This is a genomic window from Rhizobium leguminosarum (assembly GCF_010668065.1).
Classification (GTDB): domain Bacteria; phylum Pseudomonadota; class Alphaproteobacteria; order Rhizobiales; family Rhizobiaceae; genus Rhizobium; species Rhizobium leguminosarum_S.
The window spans coordinates 220,326-241,441 of sequence record NZ_WUEN01000010.1 but is presented as its reverse complement, the minus strand read 5'-3'; the positions used below and the strand labels follow the sequence as shown (position 1 = coordinate 241,441).

16 protein-coding genes are annotated in these 21,116 nt (G+C 61.6%); 10 read left to right on the top strand and 6 right to left on the bottom strand.

Translation table 11 applies throughout. The features are described 5' to 3' along the window. Positions 1–115: 115 nt before the first annotated feature. The 5 genes from topA (at position 116) to rpmG (ending at position 7,419) form a co-directional block, all read left to right on the top strand. The gene (topA, locus tag GR198_RS25185; RefSeq protein ID WP_029872825.1) at positions 116–2,770 is read left to right on the top strand and encodes a type I DNA topoisomerase; all 2,655 of its coding nucleotides are present in this window, start codon (positions 116–118) and stop codon (positions 2,768–2,770) included. Between the two features lies 1 nt (position 2,771). Next, a complete protein-coding gene (rnr, locus tag GR198_RS25180) occupies positions 2,772–5,144 on the top strand; it encodes a ribonuclease R (protein WP_029872826.1) in 2,373 nt (790 codons plus the stop codon). A 123-nt stretch (positions 5,145–5,267) separates the two neighbouring features. Further along, positions 5,268–5,720, top strand: coding sequence for a DUF983 domain-containing protein (locus GR198_RS25175; protein WP_029872827.1), 453 nt, complete (start codon positions 5,268–5,270; stop codon positions 5,718–5,720). Positions 5,721–5,974: 254 nt separating this feature from the next. After that, complete coding sequence (locus GR198_RS25170; protein WP_029872828.1) at positions 5,975–7,159, top strand: MFS transporter; 1,185 nt, start codon at positions 5,975–5,977, stop codon at positions 7,157–7,159. 92 nt (positions 7,160–7,251) lie between these two features. Continuing rightward, entirely contained in the window at positions 7,252–7,419 is a 168-nt protein-coding gene (rpmG, locus tag GR198_RS25165) for a 50S ribosomal protein L33 (protein WP_003547442.1), read from the top strand. A gap of 751 nt (positions 7,420–8,170) precedes the next feature. Here rpmG and GR198_RS25160 read toward each other — a convergent pair. Further along, on the bottom strand, positions 8,171–9,544 hold the full coding sequence (locus tag GR198_RS25160) for a PleD family two-component system response regulator (protein WP_029872829.1): 1,374 nt from the start codon (positions 9,542–9,544) through the stop codon (positions 8,171–8,173). Between the two features lie 18 nt (positions 9,545–9,562). Continuing rightward, positions 9,563–9,934 carry a response regulator gene (locus GR198_RS25155; RefSeq protein ID WP_003547430.1) on the bottom strand — a complete coding sequence of 124 codons (372 nt, stop codon included), beginning with the start codon at positions 9,932–9,934 and terminating at the stop codon, positions 9,563–9,565. 132 nt (positions 9,935–10,066) lie between these two features. On the opposite strand from GR198_RS25155, the gene GR198_RS25150 reads away from it, so the two are divergent. Together GR198_RS25150 and GR198_RS25145 are read left to right on the top strand one after the other, a co-directional pair. Continuing rightward, positions 10,067–10,375, top strand: a complete 309-nt coding sequence (locus GR198_RS25150; protein WP_003558471.1) for a DUF3572 domain-containing protein — start codon at positions 10,067–10,069, stop codon at positions 10,373–10,375. Between the two features lie 2 nt (positions 10,376–10,377). Continuing rightward, positions 10,378–11,052: a hypothetical protein gene (locus GR198_RS25145; RefSeq protein WP_164054576.1), complete on the top strand. Its 675-nt coding sequence runs from the start codon at positions 10,378–10,380 to the stop codon at positions 11,050–11,052. Here the strand turns inward: GR198_RS25145 and GR198_RS25140 are convergent. Then, on the bottom strand, positions 11,027–11,614 hold the full coding sequence (locus GR198_RS25140; protein ID WP_032984178.1) for a GNAT family N-acetyltransferase: 588 nt from the start codon (positions 11,612–11,614) through the stop codon (positions 11,027–11,029). The two genes, GR198_RS25145 and GR198_RS25140, sit on opposite strands and share 26 nt — an antisense overlap. Before the next feature lie 76 nt (positions 11,615–11,690). Between GR198_RS25140 and GR198_RS25135 the strand changes: the two genes are divergently transcribed. After that, entirely contained in the window at positions 11,691–12,980 is a 1,290-nt protein-coding gene (locus tag GR198_RS25135; RefSeq protein ID WP_164069740.1) for a DNA polymerase IV, read from the top strand. Between the two features lie 193 nt (positions 12,981–13,173). Further along, positions 13,174–14,427: a L,D-transpeptidase family protein gene (locus GR198_RS25130; protein ID WP_029872834.1), complete on the top strand. Its 1,254-nt coding sequence runs from the start codon at positions 13,174–13,176 to the stop codon at positions 14,425–14,427. Between the two features lie 10 nt (positions 14,428–14,437). Here the strand turns inward: GR198_RS25130 and dnaE are convergent, their stop codons facing one another. Next, on the bottom strand, positions 14,438–17,935 hold the full coding sequence (gene dnaE / locus GR198_RS25125) for a DNA polymerase III subunit alpha (RefSeq protein ID WP_164045926.1): 3,498 nt from the start codon (positions 17,933–17,935) through the stop codon (positions 14,438–14,440). Positions 17,936–18,437: 502 nt separating this feature from the next. Between dnaE and GR198_RS25120 the strand changes: the two genes are divergently transcribed. Next, positions 18,438–18,902, top strand: a complete 465-nt coding sequence (locus tag GR198_RS25120) for a DUF5680 domain-containing protein (RefSeq protein ID WP_164045927.1) — start codon at positions 18,438–18,440, stop codon at positions 18,900–18,902. 205 nt (positions 18,903–19,107) lie between these two features. Here the strand turns inward: GR198_RS25120 and GR198_RS25115 are convergent, their stop codons facing one another. Both GR198_RS25115 and GR198_RS25110 read right to left on the bottom strand, forming a co-directional pair. Continuing rightward, positions 19,108–19,791, bottom strand: a complete 684-nt coding sequence (locus GR198_RS25115) for an ABC transporter ATP-binding protein (RefSeq protein ID WP_164069736.1) — start codon at positions 19,789–19,791, stop codon at positions 19,108–19,110. A gap of 14 nt (positions 19,792–19,805) precedes the next feature. Beyond that, positions 19,806–21,110 carry a lipoprotein-releasing ABC transporter permease subunit gene (locus GR198_RS25110; RefSeq protein WP_029872838.1) on the bottom strand — a complete coding sequence of 435 codons (1,305 nt, stop codon included), beginning with the start codon at positions 21,108–21,110 and terminating at the stop codon, positions 19,806–19,808. Between the last annotated feature and the right edge of the window lie 6 nt (positions 21,111–21,116).

The window sequence follows — 21,116 nt, the reverse complement described above, 5'->3', positions numbered from 1 at the left end:
GCAAACCCCTTGACCGCGGCGATTTCCCTGTCCATGTCGGAGGGCCGATATCCATGTTGCGGTGTGTGTCGCGCTGGCTTCAACGCTGGCGTCGTTTCCTTTTTAGAGAATCATCATGAATGTTGTAGTGGTGGAATCGCCTGCCAAGGCCAAGACGATCAACAAGTATCTGGGTCCGGGATACAAAGTGCTCGCCTCCTTCGGCCATGTGCGCGATCTGCCTGCCAAGGACGGCTCAGTTCTTCCTGATCAGGACTTCGAAATGCTTTGGGAGGTCGACAGCGCCTCCGCCAAGCGCATGAAGGACATTGCCGACGCGTTGAAATCCTCGGACGGCCTCATTCTCGCGACCGACCCTGATCGCGAAGGAGAGGCGATTTCCTGGCATGTTCTCGACATGCTGAACAAGAAGCGCGCGCTCACCGGCAAGTCGGTCAAGCGCGTCGTCTTCAACGCGATCACCAAGAAGGCGGTGCTCGACGCGATGGCTGCGCCGCGCGATCTCGATGTGCCTCTGGTCGACGCTTATCTCGCCCGGCGCGCACTCGACTACCTCGTCGGCTTCAACCTTTCACCGGTTCTCTGGCGCAAGCTGCCCGGCGCGCGTTCGGCCGGCCGCGTCCAGTCGGTGGCACTGCGCCTCGTTTGCGACCGCGAATCCGAGATCGAGCGCTTCATCTCGGAAGAATACTGGAACATCTCGGCGATGCTGAAGACGCCGCGCGGCGACGAGTTCGAGGCGAAACTGGTTTCGGCGAGCGGCAAGCGTTTGCAGCCGCGCGCAATCGGCAACGGCGAAGATGCCGGCCGGCTCAAGGCATTGCTCGAAGGTGCGAGCTACGTCGTCGACTCAGTCGAGGCGAAGCCGGTCAAGCGTAATCCCGGACCGCCCTTCACGACCTCGACGCTGCAACAGGCAGCCTCCTCCAACCTCGGCTTCTCGGCCTCGCGCACCATGCAGGTTGCCCAGAAGCTCTATGAGGGCGTCGATATCGGCGGCGAGACGGTCGGTCTCATCACCTATATGCGAACCGACGGCGTGCAGATGGCGCCGGAAGCGATCGATGCGGCGCGCAGCGCCATCGTCGACCAGTTCGGCGAGCGCTACATGCCGGAAAAGCCGCGCTTCTATTCCACCAAGGCGAAGAACGCCCAGGAGGCGCACGAGGCGATCCGTCCGACCGATTTCGACCGCTCGCCTGATCGTGTGCGCAAATTCCTCGATGCCGACCAGATCCGGCTCTACGAGCTGATCTGGAAGCGCGGCATCGCCAGCCAGATGGCGTCGGCCGAGATCGAGCGCACGACGGCTGAAATCACCGCCGACAACAAGGGCGAAAAAGCCGGTCTGCGCGCCGTCGGTTCGGTCATCCGCTTCGATGGTTTCATCGCCGCCTATACCGACCAGAAGGAAGATGGCGAGCAGAGCGACGACGGCGACGAGGATGGCCGCCTGCCGGAGATCAATGCGCGCGAGGCGCTCGCCAAGCAGAAGATCAATTCGACGCAGCATTTCACCGAACCGCCGCCGCGCTATTCGGAAGCCTCGCTGATCAAGAAGATGGAAGAGCTCGGCATCGGCCGCCCCTCCACCTATGCCGCGACGCTCGCGACGCTGCGCGACCGCGACTATGTGACGATCGACAAGCGCAAGCTGATCCCGCAGGCCAAGGGCCGGCTGGTGACCGCTTTCCTCGAGAGCTTCTTCACCAAATATGTCGAATACGACTTCACCGCCGATCTCGAAGAGAAGCTTGACCGGATTTCCGCCGGCGAGTTGAATTGGAAGCAGGTGCTGCGCGATTTCTGGAAGGATTTCTTCGCCCAGATCGAGGACACCAAGGAACTGCGCGTCACCAACGTGCTCGATTCGCTGAACGAGGCGCTGGCACCCCTCGTCTTCCCGAAACGGGAGGACGGTAGCGACCCGCGCATCTGTCAGGTCTGCGGCACCGGCAACCTGTCGCTGAAGCTCGGCAAATATGGCGCCTTCGTCGGCTGCTCGAACTATCCGGACTGCAACTACACCCGCCAGCTCTCCTCCGAAAACGGCGGAGAAGCGGACGGTGCTGCGCTCAACGAGCCGAAGAACCTCGGCACCGATCCGACGACCGGCGAGGAACTGACGCTGCGTTCCGGCCGCTTCGGCCCCTATATCCAGCGCGGCGACGGCAAGGAAGCCAAACGCGCTTCGCTGCCGAAGGGCTGGAAGCCCGAGGACATCGATTATGAAAAGGCGATGGCGCTGATCTCGCTGCCGCGCGATATCGGCAAACATCCCGAATCGGGCAAGATGATCTCGTCCGGCATCGGCCGCTATGGGCCGTTCCTCCTGCATGACGGTTCCTACGCCAATCTGGAAACCGTCGAGGACGTGTTCTCGGTCGGCCTCAACCGCGCCGTGACTGTTATCGCCGAAAAGGCGAAACAGGCCCCGGGCCGCGGTGCGCGCGGCACGCCGGCAGCGCTGAAGACGCTCGGCGATCATCCTGATGGCGGCGCCATCACCGTTCGCGACGGCAAGTACGGCCCTTATGTCAACTGGGGCAAGGTCAACGCTACACTGCCGAAGGGCAAGGATCCTCAGGCGATCACCGTCGAGGAAGCGCTTGCGCTGATCGCCGAGAAGGCCGGCAAGGCCCCTGCGGGCAAGGCGGCCAAGGCGAAAGCCAAGCCGAAGGCCGCAGCCGCCGAAGCCAAGAGCACCAAGACGGCCGCCAAACCGAAGGCAACGAAGGCGAAAGCGCCCGCGAAATCGAAAAAGGGCTGACGTGAGCAGAATACCGCGCGAGAGAACGAACCCTGCGGGCAAGCGCCCGGGCAAGACCGGCCGCGCCGGCAAGGATGCTCCCGTCGTCGAGCCGCTGAACATCGTCCACGGCGCGCTGCCTTCGCGAGAGGTGATCCTGCGCTTCATCGCCGATCATCCGCAGAAAGCGTCCAAGCGTGAACTCGCCAGGGCTTTCGGCCTGAAGGGCGACAACCGCGTCGAACTCAAGCACATGCTGCAGGAGCTCGAGCAGGAAGGCATGCTGCAGAAGAACCGCAAGTCGCTGATCCGGCCCGGTGCGCTGCCGCCTGTCACCGTTCTCGATATCACCACGCGCGACAAGGACGGCGATCTGATCGGCCGACCGGCGGAATGGCCGGAGGACCAGGGTGTAGCACCCGCCGTCGCCATCCGCCAGCAATCGCCCGCAGGCCGCCAGGGCAAGGGCAAGGCGCCCGTCGCCGGGCTCGGCGACCGCATCCTGGCGAAGATCTTCCCGGCTGTCGATCGCGGCGGGCCGGCCTATACGGCGCGGATCATCAAGGTGATCGACAGGCGCCGCGGCGCCTCGATGGGCGTTTTCCGCACTGCACCCGGCGGCGGCGGCCGGCTGCTGCCGATCGAACGGCGCGGCGAGGAGATGATGATCGATCCCGACTTCACCGGCGGCGCCACGGACGGCGATCTGGTCGAAGTCGAAATCGCCCGTCTCGGCCGTTTCGGCCTGCCGCGCGCCAAGGTGCTTTCCGTCGTCGGTTCCGTCGGTTCGGAAAAGGCGATCTCGATGATCGCGATCCATGCGCACGGCATACCGCATGTCTTCCCGCCGGCGGTCATCGCCGAGGCGGACGCCGCAAGGCCCGCCAGCATGTCGCATCGCGAGGATTGGCGCGACGTGCCGCTGATCACCATCGACCCGGCCGATGCCAAGGACCATGACGACGCCGTTTATGCCGAGCTCGACCCCTCGCCCGACAATCCCGGCGGCGTCATCGTCACCGTCGCGATCGCCGATGTCTCCTGGTATGTCCGACCCAATTCGCCGCTCGACCGCGAGGCGCTGAAGCGCGGCAACTCCGTCTATTTCCCCGATCGTGTCGTGCCGATGCTGCCGGAGCGCATCTCCAACGATCTCTGCTCGCTGAAAGAAGGCGTCGACCGCCCGGCGCTCGCCGTGCGCATGAGCTTTTCCGGGGAAGGCCGCAAGATCGGCCATACTTTCCATCGCGTCATGATGAAGAGTGCCGCCAAGCTCTCCTACCAGCAGGCGCAGGCAGCCATCGACGGGAAACCGGACGATCAGACCGGACCGATGCTCGAGCCGATCCTGAAGCCGCTCTGGCACGCCTATGAGGTGATGAAGCGCGGACGCGACCGGCGCCAGCCGCTGGAACTCGATATGCCGGAGCGCAAGATCCTGCTGAAGCCCGACGGCACGGTCGACCGGGTCGTCGTGCCGCCACGCCTCGATGCGCATAAGCTGATCGAAGAGATGATGATCCAGGCGAACGTCTGCGCCGCCGAGACGCTCGAAAAGAAGCGTCAGCCGCTGATCTACCGCATCCATGACGGCCCGACGCTTGCCAAGCAGGAGATCCTGCGCGAGTTCCTGGCCACGCTCGGCATCTCGCTTGCCAAGGGCGGCAACATGCGCGCCAACAACTTCAACGGCATTCTGGCGAAGGCGGACGGCACGCCGCATCAAACCATGGTGAGCGAGATGGTGCTGCGTTCGCAGAGCCAGGCGATCTACGGACCGGAGAATATCGGCCATTTCGGCCTCAACCTGATGAAATACGCCCACTTCACCTCGCCGATCCGCCGTTATGCAGACCTCATCGTGCATCGCGCCCTCGTCGGCTCGCTCGGCTTCGGCGAAGGCGGCATCACGCCCGAAGAAGAGGCAGCGCTCGACGATATCGCCGCCGAAATCTCGACCTTCGAGCGCCGGGCCATGGCAGCCGAGCGCGAAACCGTCGACCGGCTCATCGCGCACCACCTCAGCGGCCGCGTCGGCGAGGAATTTGCCGGGCGGATCTCGGGCGTGACTAAATCGGGACTTTTTGTTTCCCTGCCGGACTATGGCGCCGACGGTTTCGTCCCTATATCCACGCTCGGCAGCGATTATTTCATCTATGACGAGGCGCATCAGGCACTCTCCGGTGAACGAACAGGACTCGGCTATCGCCTGGGTGATAGCGTCACCGTCAAACTTGCCGAAGCGATCCCGCTTGCCGGTGCACTGCGTTTCGAGATGATCAGCGAGGGCCGCGAAATGCCGGCGGCGGTGCGTTCCTTCCACAAGGCGGGGCGCCGCGACAGGGGCCAGGTTCGCAAGAAGCCCGGAACGAGGCCGCCGCGCGGACGGCACTAAAGCGCGTCGCAATCTTTCAGATTGGCTCCCCGCGCTGTAGGTCCTTGTTTTTACGCGTGTCGTTATCGCAAAACCGCTGCACAGTTTCGCGCGACATGTTTTAGATCCGAAGAGGAACATGCGATGAGCACACCGACCGATCCGGTTGCCCGCTACGGCGATACGCCCGAGGTCGAGCGTCCGCTTGGGCGCTCCATCATGCGCGGGCTGATGAACCGCTGCCCGGCCTGCGGCAACGGCAAGCTCTTTCGCGCCTTCCTGAAGCCGGTCGATCATTGCGCCGCTTGTGGCGAGGCGATGCATCACCAACGCGCCGACGACCTGCCGCCCTATATCGTCATCCTCGTCCTCGGACACGTCGTGGTCGGCGGCTATATGCTGACCGACCTGACTTTCGTGCTGCCGGTCTGGGTCCACCTGGCCATCTGGGCGCCGATCACCGTCATCACGGCGCTTGCCTCGATCCAGCCGATCAAGGGCGGGGTCATCGGTCTGCAATGGGCGCTGCGCATGCACGGCTTCGGTGGCGAGAGCGACGGTCCGGACGATTATGACATCCCCGGTCGGTCGAATTAGCGCCTTCACCTTCCAGACATATTTAACGTGTAGTGCCAGCCCTCCACCGACCACCACCCAAATGCGGGAGCCAAGGATCCTCAAGACCTGACATGGTTAGCATTTCTTGCCCGAACGGGCTTTACATTCCGCAGATGGTCACTCACATCGGAAATACTGCGAAGCGGCATCCGTCACCTGGATTTGGCACGTCCGTGTCTATCTATCTGACGGGATCGGCCGATTCGTTCGCGCACCTCTCTAAGGATGGATAAATGTCTCAGCCGAGAACCGGCACACCGGGCGATGTCGAAGAAATCCATTGGCCTTCTCTGGTGGCAGCCATCTCGTCCATATCAGCCGTTGGCATAGCAATCGGCCTCGGTCTGCCCCTCCTCAGCATTATCCTCGAAAAACGCGGTATCTCGTCCACCCTGATCGGACTCAACACGGCGATGGCCGGGGTCGCGGCGATGGCCGCCGCACCGATCACCACCAAGCTCGCCCATAAATACGGCGTTGCGCCGACGATGATCTGGGCTGTGCTGATTTCGGCGCTGAGCGCGCTTGGTTTCTATTACGCCCAGGATTTCTGGATGTGGTTTCCGCTGCGTTTCGCCTTCCACGGCGCGACGACGACGCTGTTCATCCTCTCCGAATTCTGGATCAACGCCGCTTCGCCGCCTTCCAAGCGCGGCTTCGTGCTCGGCATCTATGCGACGGTGCTTTCCCTTGGCTTCGCGGCCGGACCGCTGCTGTTTTCGATCCTCGGCAGCGACGGCATCTTCCCCTTCCTGATCGGCGCCGGCGCCATCCTGCTTGCCGCCATCCCGATCTACATCGCCCGCGACGAAAGCCCGGTGCTCGAGGAAAAACCGGAGCTGCATTTCATGCGCTACGTTTTCCTGGTGCCGACTGCGACGGCGGCGGTCTTCATCTTCGGCGCGGTCGAAGCGGGCGGGCTGTCGCTTTTCCCGATTTTTGCCGTGCGCGCCCATTTCACCGAATCGCAGGCAGCACTTCTGCTCACCATGATGGGTGTCGGCAACGTCATCTTTCAGATCCCGCTCGGCCTGCTTTCCGACCGCATCGCCGACAAGCGGCCGCTTCTGGCCGGCATGGCGCTGATGGGCTTCATCGGCTCGATGATGTTGCCGCTGTTGCTCGACAACTGGCTGCTGATGGCCGGGCTCCTGCTTTTCTGGGGTGGCTGCGTCTCAGGCCTCTATACGGTCGGCCTCAGCCATCTCGGCTCTCGGCTGACAGGCTCCGATCTTGCAGCGGCCAATGCCGCCTTTGTCTTCTGTTATGCGATGGGAACCGTGGCCGGGCCGCAGGCGATCGGCGCAGCGATCGATGTCGCTGGAAATAACGGTTTTGCCTGGGCGATTGCCGCTTTCTTCGGTCTTTACGCCCTACTTTCCGGCATCAGACTGATGTTCATTCGAAAACGGGCTTGACTTTTCGGGCGGGATTCGTAGTTTCGCGCCAGGATTTGCCGTGGAGCCCATCCGGCTTCCACGGCTTTCATTTTCTTAAAGGCAGGACGACCATGGCCAAGGCTACAACAATCAAGATCAAGCTGCTGTCGACGGCCGACACCGGTTTCTTCTACGTCACTACGAAGAACAGCCGCACGATGACGGACAAGATGACGAAGACGAAGTACGACCCGGTTGCGAAGAAGCATGTCGAGTTCAAGGAAACCAAGATCAAGTAATCACTTGGCCTGACGGATTTCAAAAAAGCGCGCGCCCTCGGGTTGCGCGTTTTTTATTGCCCAGATTGATCGTCTTTAAAAAAATGATAGCGCAAACAGACAAAACGCCGCCCTTCCATCTTCGGGAAGTGGCGGCGTTTTCTTGAAAGGGGGTCGGCCAGCATGCAAAACGGCACGAGGAACCGCTATAACTTGCCTACTAGCCGACCGACCCCACGACCCAGGAGATGCGGCGGACCTGAGCATCATGGGGTATCGACAACTCCTCAACGGGAGCGCTTCTCTTATGAGCCGATAATTTGCGCAAAAATGAAAGAAAATCAACAAATTCTTAATGATGAATTTTCTTATCTTGATTCTATGGTTAAAAGTCCAGATTTGGGACATACAAACATTGATCGGCTCTGCTTGAACTCGAAGCGTAGCGCTTCGCCCTTCGAAGAAATTCGACAATATAACTTAACAACTTACGCCTCCCCTCCCCTTACGTGAGGTGACGTCGCCGCAATCTATTTGACCCTGTTGGCGGCATGCATTTTTTATAGTCTTCATTTCATTTTGAGCTACGGCCTGACACTCTCAAGACTATCGCGCGGCAACACATCCGCAGCAACGCGGCGAGTCCATTTTTGGGGCTATTGAGTTGCGAAATTTTCGCCCCGCATGGCACAAGCGAGAATTAAAAATCGGTAACAATTGGCTTACAGCAGTGGAAAACCCGCAAATGGCGCGTATGGCGCCAAGTGATTCGTTACGCGGCCGCGGCAACCACACGGTTTCGGCCGGTGTTCTTGGCCTCGTAAAGAGCCAGATCCGCCTGTTTCATGAGCTGGCCCGGGGTCAGTACCGACGCAATACGCGAGGCGATGCCGAAGGAAGCAGTGACGTTCAGCGCTTCCCCGGAGTGTTTCATCATGAAGGGAGCGTTTTCGATCGCCGCACGAAGGCGCTCGGCGACGGCGGCGGCAATTTCCGGCGAGGTGTCGGGCATCACGACGACGAATTCCTCTCCACCGTAGCGGCAGGCAAGATCGGCGCCGCGGATGGTCGAACGGACGCGATTTGAAAATTCCCGCAGCACTTCGTCGCCGCCGTCATGGCCGTAGGTGTCGTTTACATGCTTGAAGCGGTCGATATCAGTGATCAGCACCGAAAGCGGCCGGCCCCGCGCCATCGAACGGTTGAAAAGCACGTTCAGGTGATTGTCGAGATAGCGCCGGTTATAAAGGCCGGTCAGCGGATCGGTCACGGCAAGCTCGATCGTCTGCTTGACGCTGGCGCGCAGGCGGTCGTTATAGCGCTTGCGGCGGATCTGCGTCAGGCTGCGGGCAACCAGTTCGTTGGGATCGACCGGGCGGATGATGTAGTCGTTGACGCCGAGATCGAGCGCGCGCACGACCATTTCGTCAGCGCCCTGCTCGGTGATGATCAGGATCGGCAGGAAGCGGGTGCGCTCCAGCGAGCGCAGCTGCGAGCAGAGGCGAAGCGGATCGTAGTCGTCGAAGTTGGCATTGACGATGACGAGATCGAACGCGCTTTCGGCGGCCTCGAAGAGGGCGGCCTGCGGATCGGAGAGGGCAAGCACGTCGGCGACGGGCTTCAGCGCCTTGACGATGCGCTCCTGCGAATTGGCGCGACCGTCGACGAGCAGGACCTGAGCGGTCTCGTCGGCGCGGCCCTCGCCTGCCCGTGTGAGGTCATCGATGCCCATCGTATGAGCGGTGTCGGCGCGGATGCGCAGCTCATCGCTCAACGTCTTCAGCCGCAGCAGGCTCTTCACCCGGGAGATCAGTTGCAGATCGTTGACCGGCTTGGTGAGAAAATCGTCAGCGCCGGCCTTCAGGCCGCGTACGCGATCGGTCGGCTGGTCGAGCGCGGTGACCATGACGACTGGAATGTGGGCGGTCTTCTGGCTGGCCTTCAGCCGCTCGCAGACCTCGAAACCGTCTATGCCGGGCATCATGATGTCGAGCAGGATGAGATCGACCTGGTTGCGCTCGCAGATCGCCAGTGCCGTGTAGCCGTCGGCTGCGGTCATCACGTCGAAATACTCCGCAAGCAGCCGCGCCTCGAGCAGCTTCACGTTGGCCGGAATATCGTCAACCACCAGTATTCGCGCAGTCATCAGCGTCTTTCCGATGCGTCAGGCATCGCCCAGATAGGTCTTGATCGTCTCGATGAATTTTGGAACCGAGATCGGCTTGGAAACATAGGCCTCGCAGCCGCCCTGGCGGATCCGTTCCTCGTCGCCCTTCATCGCGAAAGCCGTAACGGCGATGACGGGAATCACGTGCAGCTCGTCGTCTTCCTTCAGCCATTTCGTGACTTCGAGCCCGGAGACTTCGGGAAGCTGAATATCCATCAGGATGAGGTCGGGGCGATGCTTGCGCGCCAGATCGAGCGCCTCCATACCGTTTCTGGTCTGGATCGTCGTGTAGCCGGACGCCTCGATGAGGTCGCGAAAGAGCTTCATGTTGAGCTCGTTATCTTCTACAATCATCACCTGTTTGGGCATGACAAGCTGTCCCTACGTCCGTTCGCGCAGCGGTTCGTCCCATGAGAAAGGCACATGCGGACAAATAGCTCGTGAAACCGATAGCGCACGCTACCGGTATTTGGTTGAAGAAAAGGTAACTTACCCAGCGAAATGCAAAGCAACTTCAAGACTTCGAAACAACAGGCCGCCGACCCGCACGAGACAGCGATCGCCGTGCTCGGCTGGCTTGCCGACGATCCCGACATGTTCGGCCGCTTCCTCGCCCTGACGGGTGTGGCGCCCGGCCAGGTGCGCAACGCCGTAAACGATCCGGGATTCCTTGCCGGCTTGATGGATTTTCTGATGAACCACGAACCGACGGCCATGGCCTTCTGCGCGGCGAGCGGAATCAGCCCAGAGACCGTGACGGCGGCCTGGCGGCATTTCTCGTCACCGGGCCTCGATTCCGGAGAATACTGACCGTGACCTCCGGGGAATTCGACATCTCGCATATCCACCTCGGCGAACGGCCGTTGATCGTCTGCGACGTCGACGACGTCGTGTTGCAGTTCATCGGTCCCTTCCAGCTTTTCCTTCAGAGCCAGGGGCACGCGTTTCTGCCGCGATCGTTCCGGCTGCACGGCAACATCGTCTCGCAAGCCGACGGCGTGGAGATCGAGGATCAAGAGGTCAGCCGGCTGATCGAGGAATTCTTCGAGGCACAAGAGCTGTGGCAGACGCCGCTCGACCGCGTCGTCGAAACGCTCGACCGGCTTTCGGAAGAGGCCGATGTGCTTTTCCTGACAGCCATGCAGCCGCGGTTCCAGAACCAGCGCCGTCGCCTGCTCGACAGGATGGGCCTGCTCTTTCCGCTGCTTGCCACCGAACAACCCAAGGGGCCGATCGTTCACGCATTGCATGCCAGCCGCTCCCTTCCCGTCGTCTTCATCGATGATATGGCGCGCAATCTGCATTCCGTTAGGGATCACGTCGCCGATTGCCTGCTGATTCACCTGATGCCGAACTCGCCCGTCCATCGTTTCGCACCGGCCGCCGCTGACGACATCACCCGCGCCACCGACTGGACGCATGCGGCCGAGCTGATCGAGGCGCATTTTGTTTCCGGCACCTTCACGCACGCAGTTCCAGCCGCATGAGCGGCCGACCGTCCTTGCGCCGTGCTATCGTCTCGAAACCGGCGGCATCGAAGATCGCCGTCGAGCCGATGCAGAGTGTCACGGATTTCGACTGCTTCACATGATCGATCGGACAGGCTTCGAGCAGCCGCGCTCCCTGGCGCCGCGCATGGTCGATCGCGCCGGCGAGCAGACGGTGGCTCATTCCCTTGCCGCGCAGTTTGGGCAGCAGGAAGAAGCAACTGACGGCCCAGATGGATGGATCATGCGCATCGCCCTCCTCCAGCGGCCGCGAGACGGTGCGCGGCGAATTGAACTGCGACACGTCGTGGCGCGGCCCGACCTGCACCCAGGCGACCGGCGCGCCTTCGGCATAACAGAGGATGCCAGGCGGCGGACCCGCCTTGATCCGCTCCCGCATATGCGCCTTGCGTTCGTCGGCCGCCATCTTCGTCCTCACCGCATGCGGCAGACGCAATGCGACGCACCAGCAGTTATAGAAGGCACCCTGCGGCCCGAACAGGGTTTCGAAATCGTCCCAGCGTTCTGCTGTCACCGGCTCGAAACGAAGGTCGTTATCCAAAGGCAAAGCTTCCACCCTCTCTTGTGACTCGGAAGCTTAAGGCGTAATCTCAGAATGTTCAATCTTTGTTCCCATGATGACGCCCACGCCTGACAAGACACCCGGCTTCTGTCGCGACTGCCTTGCCGAGCAGAAGGGCGAGGCGCGCCGTTGTATTTCCTGCGGCAGCCCCCGTCTCGTGTGCCACCGCGAACTCTACGCCTTGACGCTTGCCCATATCGATTGCGACGCCTTTTACGCAGCGGTGGAGAAACGCGACAATCCGGAACTTGCCGACAAGCCTGTCATTATCGGCGGCGGCAAACGCGGTGTGGTTTCCACCGCCTGCTATATCGCCCGCATCCACGGCGTGCGTTCTGCCATGCCGATGTTCAAGGCGCTGGAGGCATGCCCTCAAGCGATCGTCATCCGCCCCGACATGGAGAAATATGTCCGGGTCGGACGGCAGGTGCGCGCATTGATGCAAGAGTTGACGCCGCTGGTGCAGCCGCTTTCGATCGACGAGGCCTTCCTGGAGCTTGGCGGCACCGAGAGGCTGCATCACGATCCGCCGGCGCGCACGCTGGCCAAATTCGCCCGTCGCATCGAAAGGGAGATCGGCATCACCGTTTCGGTCGGGCTTTCCTATTGCAAATTCCTCGCCAAGGTCGCCTCCGATCTGCAGAAGCCACGCGGCTTTTCGGTCATCGGCCGCGAGGAAGCGGTCGAGTTCCTGGCGCCGCGTCCCGTCACCACGATCTGGGGCGTCGGCAAGGCCTTTGCGGCAACGCTGGAGGCGGACGGCATCCGCACCATCAGCCAATTGCAGCAGATGGAGGAAAACGACCTGATGCGCCGCTACGGCAGCATCGGCCAGCGGCTCGCCCGGCTGTCGCGCGGCATCGACGACCGCGAAGTGCATCTCAATGATGCGGCCAAGAGCGTTTCGTCCGAGACCACTTTCTTCGATGACATCTCGCGCTACGACGATCTGGTGCCGATCCTGCGCAATCTCTCCGAAAAGGTCTCCTGGCGGCTGAAGAAAAACGGCATTGCCGGCCAGACCGTGGTTCTGAAGATGAAGACCGCCGATTTCAAATCGCGCACCCGCAACCGCAAGCTCGAAGACCCGACCCAGCTTGCCGACAGGATCTTCCGCACCGGGCTCGAACTTCTCGAAAAGGAGACTGATGGCACGAAATTCCGCTTGCTCGGCATCGGCGTCACCGATCTCGGCGATGCCGCCCGCGCCGATCCGCCCGACCTCATCGACCATCAATCGGGCCGGCGCGCTGCCGCCGAAGCGGCGATGGACAAGCTGCGCGACAAGTTCGGCAAGAAGACGGTCGAGACTGGCTACACCTTCGGCAGCAAGCGCGATCACTAGCGCATAACCCCCAAAATCGGAATCGATTTTCGGAAAGGATTATGCGCAGATTCAAAGCGATAGAGCGTCCTTAGCGCGTCTGAAGACGCGCGGCGCTCTAACGCGTGAAACCTGCGGGTGATCCAGCCTATAAAATCTTCCTTAAACTTCGTCCCATAATGTGCCGGGCAAGTATTGCGTATGGTTGGGTATCATGTTCTCGCGTCTCGTCTTCGGCCTCGGCTTGCTGTCGGCCACCGCACTCGTGCACCCCGCTCTTGCTGCGGATGCGCGCACGCTGCAGATCATCGTCTCGAAGGACAAGCAGTCGCTTGCGGTCTATGATGGCACCGAGGTCGTCGCGACCTCGAAGGTCTCGACCGGCAAGGACGGCCACACGACGCCGAGCGGCATCTTTTCGGTGCTGGAAAAGCAGAAATACCACGAATCCAATCTCTATTCCAACGCCCCGATGCCGTTCATGCAAAGGCTGACATGGTCAGGCATCGCGCTGCATGAATCGAATTCGGTGCCGCGTTATCCGGCCTCGCATGGCTGCGTGCGCATGCCCGGCGCCTTCGCAAAAATGCTCTATGGGATGACCGACCGCGGTGTCCCCGTCATTATCAGCGACGGTGAACTGGCGCCGCAACCGATCGAGCATCCGACGCTTTTCCATCCGGATGCACCGGCGATGCAGCTGCTGTCAGACGTCGAGCTGCGGCCCTCCATGCCCGACAGCCCCGAGAAGCCGGTACAGGTGGCGATGAACGACACGGCTGCGATGCCGATGCCGGCAGCGCCGCCGATTGCAGCGCCCGAACCCGAGCCGCCGTCCGAGCCGATCAGCATGCTCGTTACGCGCCGGACGCTGCGCGAGACGGTGATCGACATCCAGACCCTCCTCAACCAGCTCGGCTTTTCCGCCGGCAATCCGGACGGCTTGCTCGGTCCGTCGACCGTGCAGGCGATCAAGGCTTTCAGGACATTGCGGCCGAGGGAATTCGCCGCCGACAGGAGCCTGGTCTCCGACACACTCCTCAGGGAAGTCTATGCCGCGGCCGGCAAGGGCGAGCCGCCGAACGGCGTCATCATGGTGCGGCAGGCCTTCAAGCCCCTCTTCGAAGCGCCGGTGACGATCGCCGATCCGGGACTGGCGCTTGGCACGCATTTCTTCACGTTGCATGCCGTCGATGCAAAGGCCGGCACGGCGGACTGGCTCGGTATCACCCTCGAGAACAATCTCTCCCGCGAGACGATGAAGCGGCTCGGCATTACCAATCAGGAAAGCTCGATCATCACAGGCAAGCCGATCGCCGGTTCGCTCAGCCGGATTACCATCCCCGATGAGACACGCCGCAAGATCGACGCGCTCATCGCGCCGGGCTCGACGCTGACGATCTCCGATACCGGCCTCGGCCGGGAGACCGGCGAAGGCACGGACTTCATCACCATCACCCGCGGGTGACGCGGGCTGATCAAACCAGTTCGACGTCGACGACGCCGGGGGCGGCGCGAAGGGCGGCGGCAATCTCCGGCGTGATGCGATATTTCTCCGGCAGCGCCACTTCCACCTCGCGTTTGCCATCCTCCTTGATGACGATGAAGGAGACGAGGCCGTCGCCCTTGGCGTTCAGATGGCCAGCGACCATCCTCAGTGGTCCGGAATCGCGGACATAGACGCGCAGCGCCTTCTGCATCTGCAGTGACTTTTCCTCCAGCGACTGGATCGTCTGGATGCGCAGGCCGATGCCCTCCGGCCGCTCCTCGCCCGTCGCGGTCAGCACGAAAGATTTCCCTGACTCGAGCACATCGCGATACTGGTTCAGCATTTCCGAAAACAGCACCGCTTCGAACTGGCCCGAAGAATCCGAAAAGACGATGATGCCCATCTTGTTGCCGGTGCGGGTCTTGCGCTCCTGCTTCGAGATGACGGTACCGGCAAGCCGCGCATTGGCCGCGCCTTGTTTGATGGCGGCGGAAAACTCGGCAAAGGTCTGCACCCGCATCTTCTGCAGGATGTTGTTGTAGGAATCGAGCGGGTGGGCTGTCAGATAGAAGCCGAGCACCTGGAATTCCTTGAGCAGCCGCTCGGAGGGGAGCCAGGGCGAGAACGGCGGCAGGGAGATCTTCTCAGGCCCCGACGTCAGGGTGCTGCCGAAAATGTCCGACTGGCCGCTCAGCTTGTTCTCCTGGGCACGCTGGGCATAACCGAGAACACGGTCGAGGCCGGCTGCCAGCTGGGCGCGGTCCATGTCGAAACAATCGAAGGCGCCGGCATAGATCAAGCTTTCGAGCACGCGACGATTGACCTGGCGCGGATCGATGCGCAGGCAGAAATCCTCAATGCTGGCAAAGGGCTTGTCGCCACGCACCTCGACGATATGGTCGACGGCGGATTCGCCGACGCCCTTGAGCGCGGCGAGCGCGTAATAGATGCGGTTGTCGCCGGTCTCGAAATGGCGGAAGGAACTCTGCACCGAGGGCGCGATCACCTCGATGCCGAGGCGCTTGGCATCCTGACGGAAATCATTGACCTTTTCCGTGTTGGACATGTCGAGCGTCATTGAGGCGGCGAGGAATTCGACCGGGTAATGCGCCTTCATGTAGGCCGTCTGGTAGGAGACGATGGCATAGGCGGCGGCATGCGACTTGTTGAAGCCGTAATTGGCGAACTTCGCCAGCAGTTCGAAGATATTGTCGGCCTGCGGCTTCGATACGCCATTCTTGACGGCGCCAACGACGAAGCGTTCGCGCTGCTGGTCCATCTCGGCCTTGATCTTCTTGCCCATAGCGCGACGCAGAAGGTCGGCTTCGCCCAGCGAATAGCCTGATAGTACCTGGGCGATCTGCATCACCTGTTCCTGGTAGACGATGACGCCTTGCGTTTCCTTGAGTAGGTGGTCGATCATCGGATGGATCGATTCCAGCTCTTCGTCGCCGTGCTTGCGGGCATTGTAGGTCGGGATATTCTCCATCGGGCCTGGGCGATAGAGCGCCACCAGCGCGATGATGTCCTCGATGCAGTCCGGCTTCATGCCGATCAGCGCCTTGCGCATGCCGGCACTTTCCACCTGGAACACGCCGACCGTCTCGCCGCGCGACAGCATCTCGTAGGTCTTCTTGTCGTCGAGTGGAATGGCCGCGAGATCGACCTTGATGCCGAGCTTGGCGACGAAATCGACTGCGACCTTCAGCACGGTCAGCGTCTTCAGGCCGAGGAAGTCGAACTTGACGAGGCCCGCCTGCTCCACCCATTTCATGTTGAACTGGGTGACCGGCATGTCCGAACGCGGATCGCGATACATCGGCACCAGCTTGGAAAGCGGCCGGTCGCCGATGACGATGCCGGCGGCATGGGTCGAGGCATGGCGGTAAAGCCCCTCGATCTTCTGGGCGATGTCGAGCAGGCGCGCGACAACCGGTTCCTTTGCCGCCTCCTCCTGCAGCTTCGGCTCCTCCTCGATCGCCTTGGACAGCGGCGTCGGATTGGCGGGATTGTTCGGCACGAGTTTGCAGATCTTGTCGACCTGCCCGTAGGGCATTTCCAGCACGCGGCCGACGTCGCGAAGGGCGGCGCGCGCTTGCAGCGAACCGAAAGTGATGATCTGCGCCACCTGCTCGCGGCCATACTTGGCCTGAACATAGCGGATCACCTCTTCGCGGCGGTCCTGGCAGAAGTCGATGTCGAAGTCGGGCATCGAGACGCGTTCCGGATTGAGGAAGCGCTCGAAGAGCAGCGAAAAACGCAACGGATCGACGTCGGTGATCGTCAATGCATAGGCGACCAGCGAACCAGCGCCCGAACCACGGCCGGGACCGACCGGAATGTCATGCTGCTTGGCCCATTTGATGAAGTCGGCAACGATCAGGAAGTAGCCGGGGAAACGCATGCGCTCGATGACGCTGAGCTCGAAATCCAGCCGTTCGCGATAATCCTTTTCCTCGTAACCCGGCGACATGCCGAGCGTTGCAAGCCGCATGTCCAGCCCTTCGACCGCCTGGCGGCGCAACTCGCTCGCCTCGGCGCGTTCGGCCTCCTCGGCATCATCGGTCGCACCGGTGAAGCGTGGCAGGATCGGCTTTCGCGTCTTCAGCACGAAGGAGCAGCGCGTGGCGATCTCGACCGTATTTTCCAGCGCTTCCGGCAGGTCGGCGAAGAGCTTGACCATCTCGGCCCGGCTCTTCAGATAGTGATCCGGCGTCAGGCGAAAGCGGCTGTCGTCGGAGACGATGGCGTTGTGCGCGACCGCCATTAGCGCATCATGGGCGTCGTAATCGTCGCGGGTCGGAAAGAAAGCCTCGTTGGTCGCAACCAGCGGCAGGTCGTGGGCATAGGCGAGCCCGATAATCTTCTGCTCGTGTCGCTTGTCGTAGGTGCCGTGCCGCTGCAGCTCGACATAGAGCCTGTCGCCGAAGAGGCGCTTCAGCGTGAGCAGCCGGGCTTCCGCCTGAGCGGGATGGCCTTCCTTGATGGCCACGTCGACCGGCCCGGTCAAGGCGCCGCTCAATGCGATCAGCCCTTCCGTGCCTGCCTCCTCCAGCCAGGAGGCGCTGATATGAACGGCCTGGTTGCTTTCGCCGCCGAGATAGGCCCGGCTGACGAGATCGACCAGCCGTTCGTAACCGGCATCCGTCGCGGCGAGAAGAACGATCGACGGCAGCTTGACCACGGCCTGCTGGCCGCCGCGCTTTTCCGTTTCCAACCCGTCTCCCATATCGATCGAGACCTGACAGCCGATGATCGGCTGCAGGCCGTCTTCCATCGCCTTCTGGGAGAATTCGAGGGCGACGAACAGATTGTTGGTGTCGGTAATGGCAATCGCCGGCTGGCTGTCGCCGGTCGCCTTGTAGAGGATCTTCTTCAGCGGCAGGGCGCCCTCGAGAAGCGAATAGGCGGAATGGACCCTCAGGTGGATAAAACCCGGCGTGCCGCCGGTCGCCTCACCCGTTGAACCCTTTGCCGTATCCGCCATGACATGCCTTCCCAATCACCCGAATGAATCGGACGCATTGTCGGCATAGAGGGCGATGATGTCCAGAAGAAGTCCCGCGTCCGGACCGCATGTTTACCATGCGGTCCCCTGAAAACTTTAGAGCGCCATGACGATGAGCGAGAAGCTGGCAACGAACATTGCGATGGAGGTGAATGCTGCGATATCACGGATCATGTCAGTCATCGGGCTCTCCTTTACTCGTTATGTTTTCAATTTGTTCCATGTATGTTCTGTTGTCAACAGGAATCTTTTCCTTCTTTCTTGTGTTTGAAAGTCCCAGGAAATAGGCGACGAATCGGCTAAGGGGCCGCGCTCGATGTGATCGGCAGCAGCCTTGCCCTTTCCCGATCCGTCGCAGATCGGTCATGGCGCTCAGGCGGAAGACCTCCTCAAGGCGACTCTTTATTTCCGGCATATGTTCTCTTTTTGTTCTTTACATGTCGCGGCATATTTGCCAGCATCGGGCCGAGAGGAGAATGACATGATCGATATTGCGATGCTGAACGAATTCGTCGTGGAGGCGAAGGCTGCGACCTATGTCGGCGGCGGCGTGGCGCGCGCGCCCTGTCGGCCGGGTGCCCACGATATCGGTTACGAACGCGGCGACTGGCGTTATCTCGACAGCTATTTCGGCGGGACCGATTTCGCCGGACAGGAAGTGGTGTGGCTTGCCGGCGAGCCCGTCTGGGCGATGAATTATTTCGGCTGCATCATTGCGCCTGAGCTTATCGACGGCACAGCAGCCGGAGCGGTGATCAAGGCTGCGCTTTCGGCGATGTATCGCGAGGGCCGGTTTCTTGGCGGGATGGAATTCGACCATCCGTTCGGCCGCTATATCGACAGCAGCGAAGGCGGCTGCGAGCGGTTCATCGGCCATGAATGCATCATGGTCGATGGCCAGAAGGCCTATATGCTCGACTATCGCGGCGGGCTGGTCATCCCTTGATCGCGGCCCGCTGCACCTTCCCCGCTCGCGGGGCGAAGGGACATGCTGCACCGGCTTTCTCTAACCTCGACGCTGCGTTTGGCACGTCCCCTCGCCCCGTTTTTTACGGGGCTCCGAAGGACGGGGCGAGACGACTGGCTCGACCCCGGTAGGTTACGATGAGGGGCTGCCATCGGCGCAAACCGGACAGCCATGGATCGCGGTCTCAGAAATCGACGATCTTGCCGTCGGAGATCGTCACGCGCCGATCCATGCGGCGGGCGAGTTCGTGATTGTGGGTGGCGATGAGGGCAGCAAGGCCGGACTGGCGCACCAGCGCTTCCAGCGCGTCGAAGACGTAGCTTGCCGTTTCGGGGTCGAGATTGCCGGTCGGCTCGTCGGCAAGAAGCAGGGTCGGCGCATTGGCGACGGCGCGGGCAATCGCAACGCGCTGCTGCTCGCCGCCGGAAAGCTCGCCGGGGCGATGCGAGCCACGATGGCCGATCCGCATATAATCGAGAAGCTGGCCGGCCCGCTCTCCGGCTTCCTTCCAGGAAAGCCCGGCGATCAGCTGCGGCATCATGATATTTTCGAGTGCCGAGAATTCCGGCAGCAGGTGGTGGAACTGGTAGACGAAGCCGATTTCGCTGCGGCGGATGGCGGTGCGTTTCTCGTCGCTCAGGCCGTCACAGGCATGGCCGTTGATGTTGACCTCACCGCCGTCCGGATGCTCCAGCAGGCCGGCGACATGCAGCAGTGTCGACTTGCCGGTGCCGGAAGGGGCGACGAGAGCGACGGTCTCCCCCTTCGATATGGAAAAATCCGCGCCCTTCAGGATCGACAGCAGCGTACCGCCCTGCCCGTAATGGCGCTCGACGCCGGTAAGCTGGAGAACGACGTTGCGTTTCATGAAGGCGGCATTCCTTATTCGTAGCGCAGGGCCTGCACCGGATCGAGCCTGGAGGCACGCCAGGCCGGGAAGATGGTCGCGATGAAGGAGAGCGTCAGCGCCATGACGACGATCGAGATCGTTTCGCTCAGATCCATCTCGGCCGGCAGCTGGCTAAGGAAATAGACCTGCGGATTGAAGAGTACGGTGCCTGAAATCCAGGAGAAGAACTGGCGGACGGATTCGATGTTGACGCAGACGAGAACGCCGAGCAGCACACCGGCAACGGTGCCGACAATGCCGATCGCCGCCCCGGTCATGAAAAAGATGCGCATGATCGCGCCGGCGCTGGCGCCCATGGTGCGCAGGATGGCGATATCGCTGCCCTTGTCCTTCACCAGCATGATGAGGCCGGAGATGATGTTCAGTGCCGCCACGAGCACGATCAACGTCAGGATCATGAACATGACGTTGCGCTCGACCTGCAGCGCCGAGAAGAAGGTCTGGTTGCGCTGGCGCCAGTCGGTGATGGCGATCTGGCGGCCGGCCGCTTCCTCCACCTTGGGCCTCAGATCGTCGATATCGTCGGGGTTATCGACGAAGAGCTCGATCGACTGCACCAGCCCTTCGGCATTGAAATAGAGCTGCGCTTCCTCGAGCGGCATGAAGATGATCGAGGAGTCATATTCCGACATGCCGATCTCGAAGAGGCCGGAGATCTTGTAGGATTTGATGCGAGGGCTGACGCCCATCGGCGTAATGTCGCCATCTGGTGACGTCAGCGTAATGAGATCGCCAACGCGCAGACCAAGCTGATCGGCCATGCGGGTGCCGATCAGCACACCGTCGCCGGAGGCATACCCCACCATATCGCCTGATTTGATGTTGTCGGAGACCGTCTTGAGCTTGGTCAGATCCTCGGCGCGGGCGCCGCGCACCAGAGCGCCGGTGCTGCCGCCGGCCTGGGCGGAGGCGAGCACCTGGCCTTCCACGAGGGGTAGCGCCATCTTGACGCCGGGTACCGCGGCGAGCTTGCTGCTGAGGACAGGATAATCGGTGAAGGGCCCATCGACCGGCTGGACGATCATGTGGCCGTTGATGCCGAGGATGCGCGAGACGAGTTCGGTGCGGAAGCCGTTCATCACGGCCATGACGATGATCAGCGTCGCAACGCCGAGCATGATGCCGACAAAGGAGAAGCCGGCGATGACCGATATGAAGGCTTCCTTGCGACGGGCGCGCAGATAACGCCACGCCACGAGGCGTTCAAAGGTGGAAAATGGCTTGCCAGCCGGACCCAAGCCGGATTTCGAACTCCGGTCCACTGCTGCCTCTGCCATTTCGCC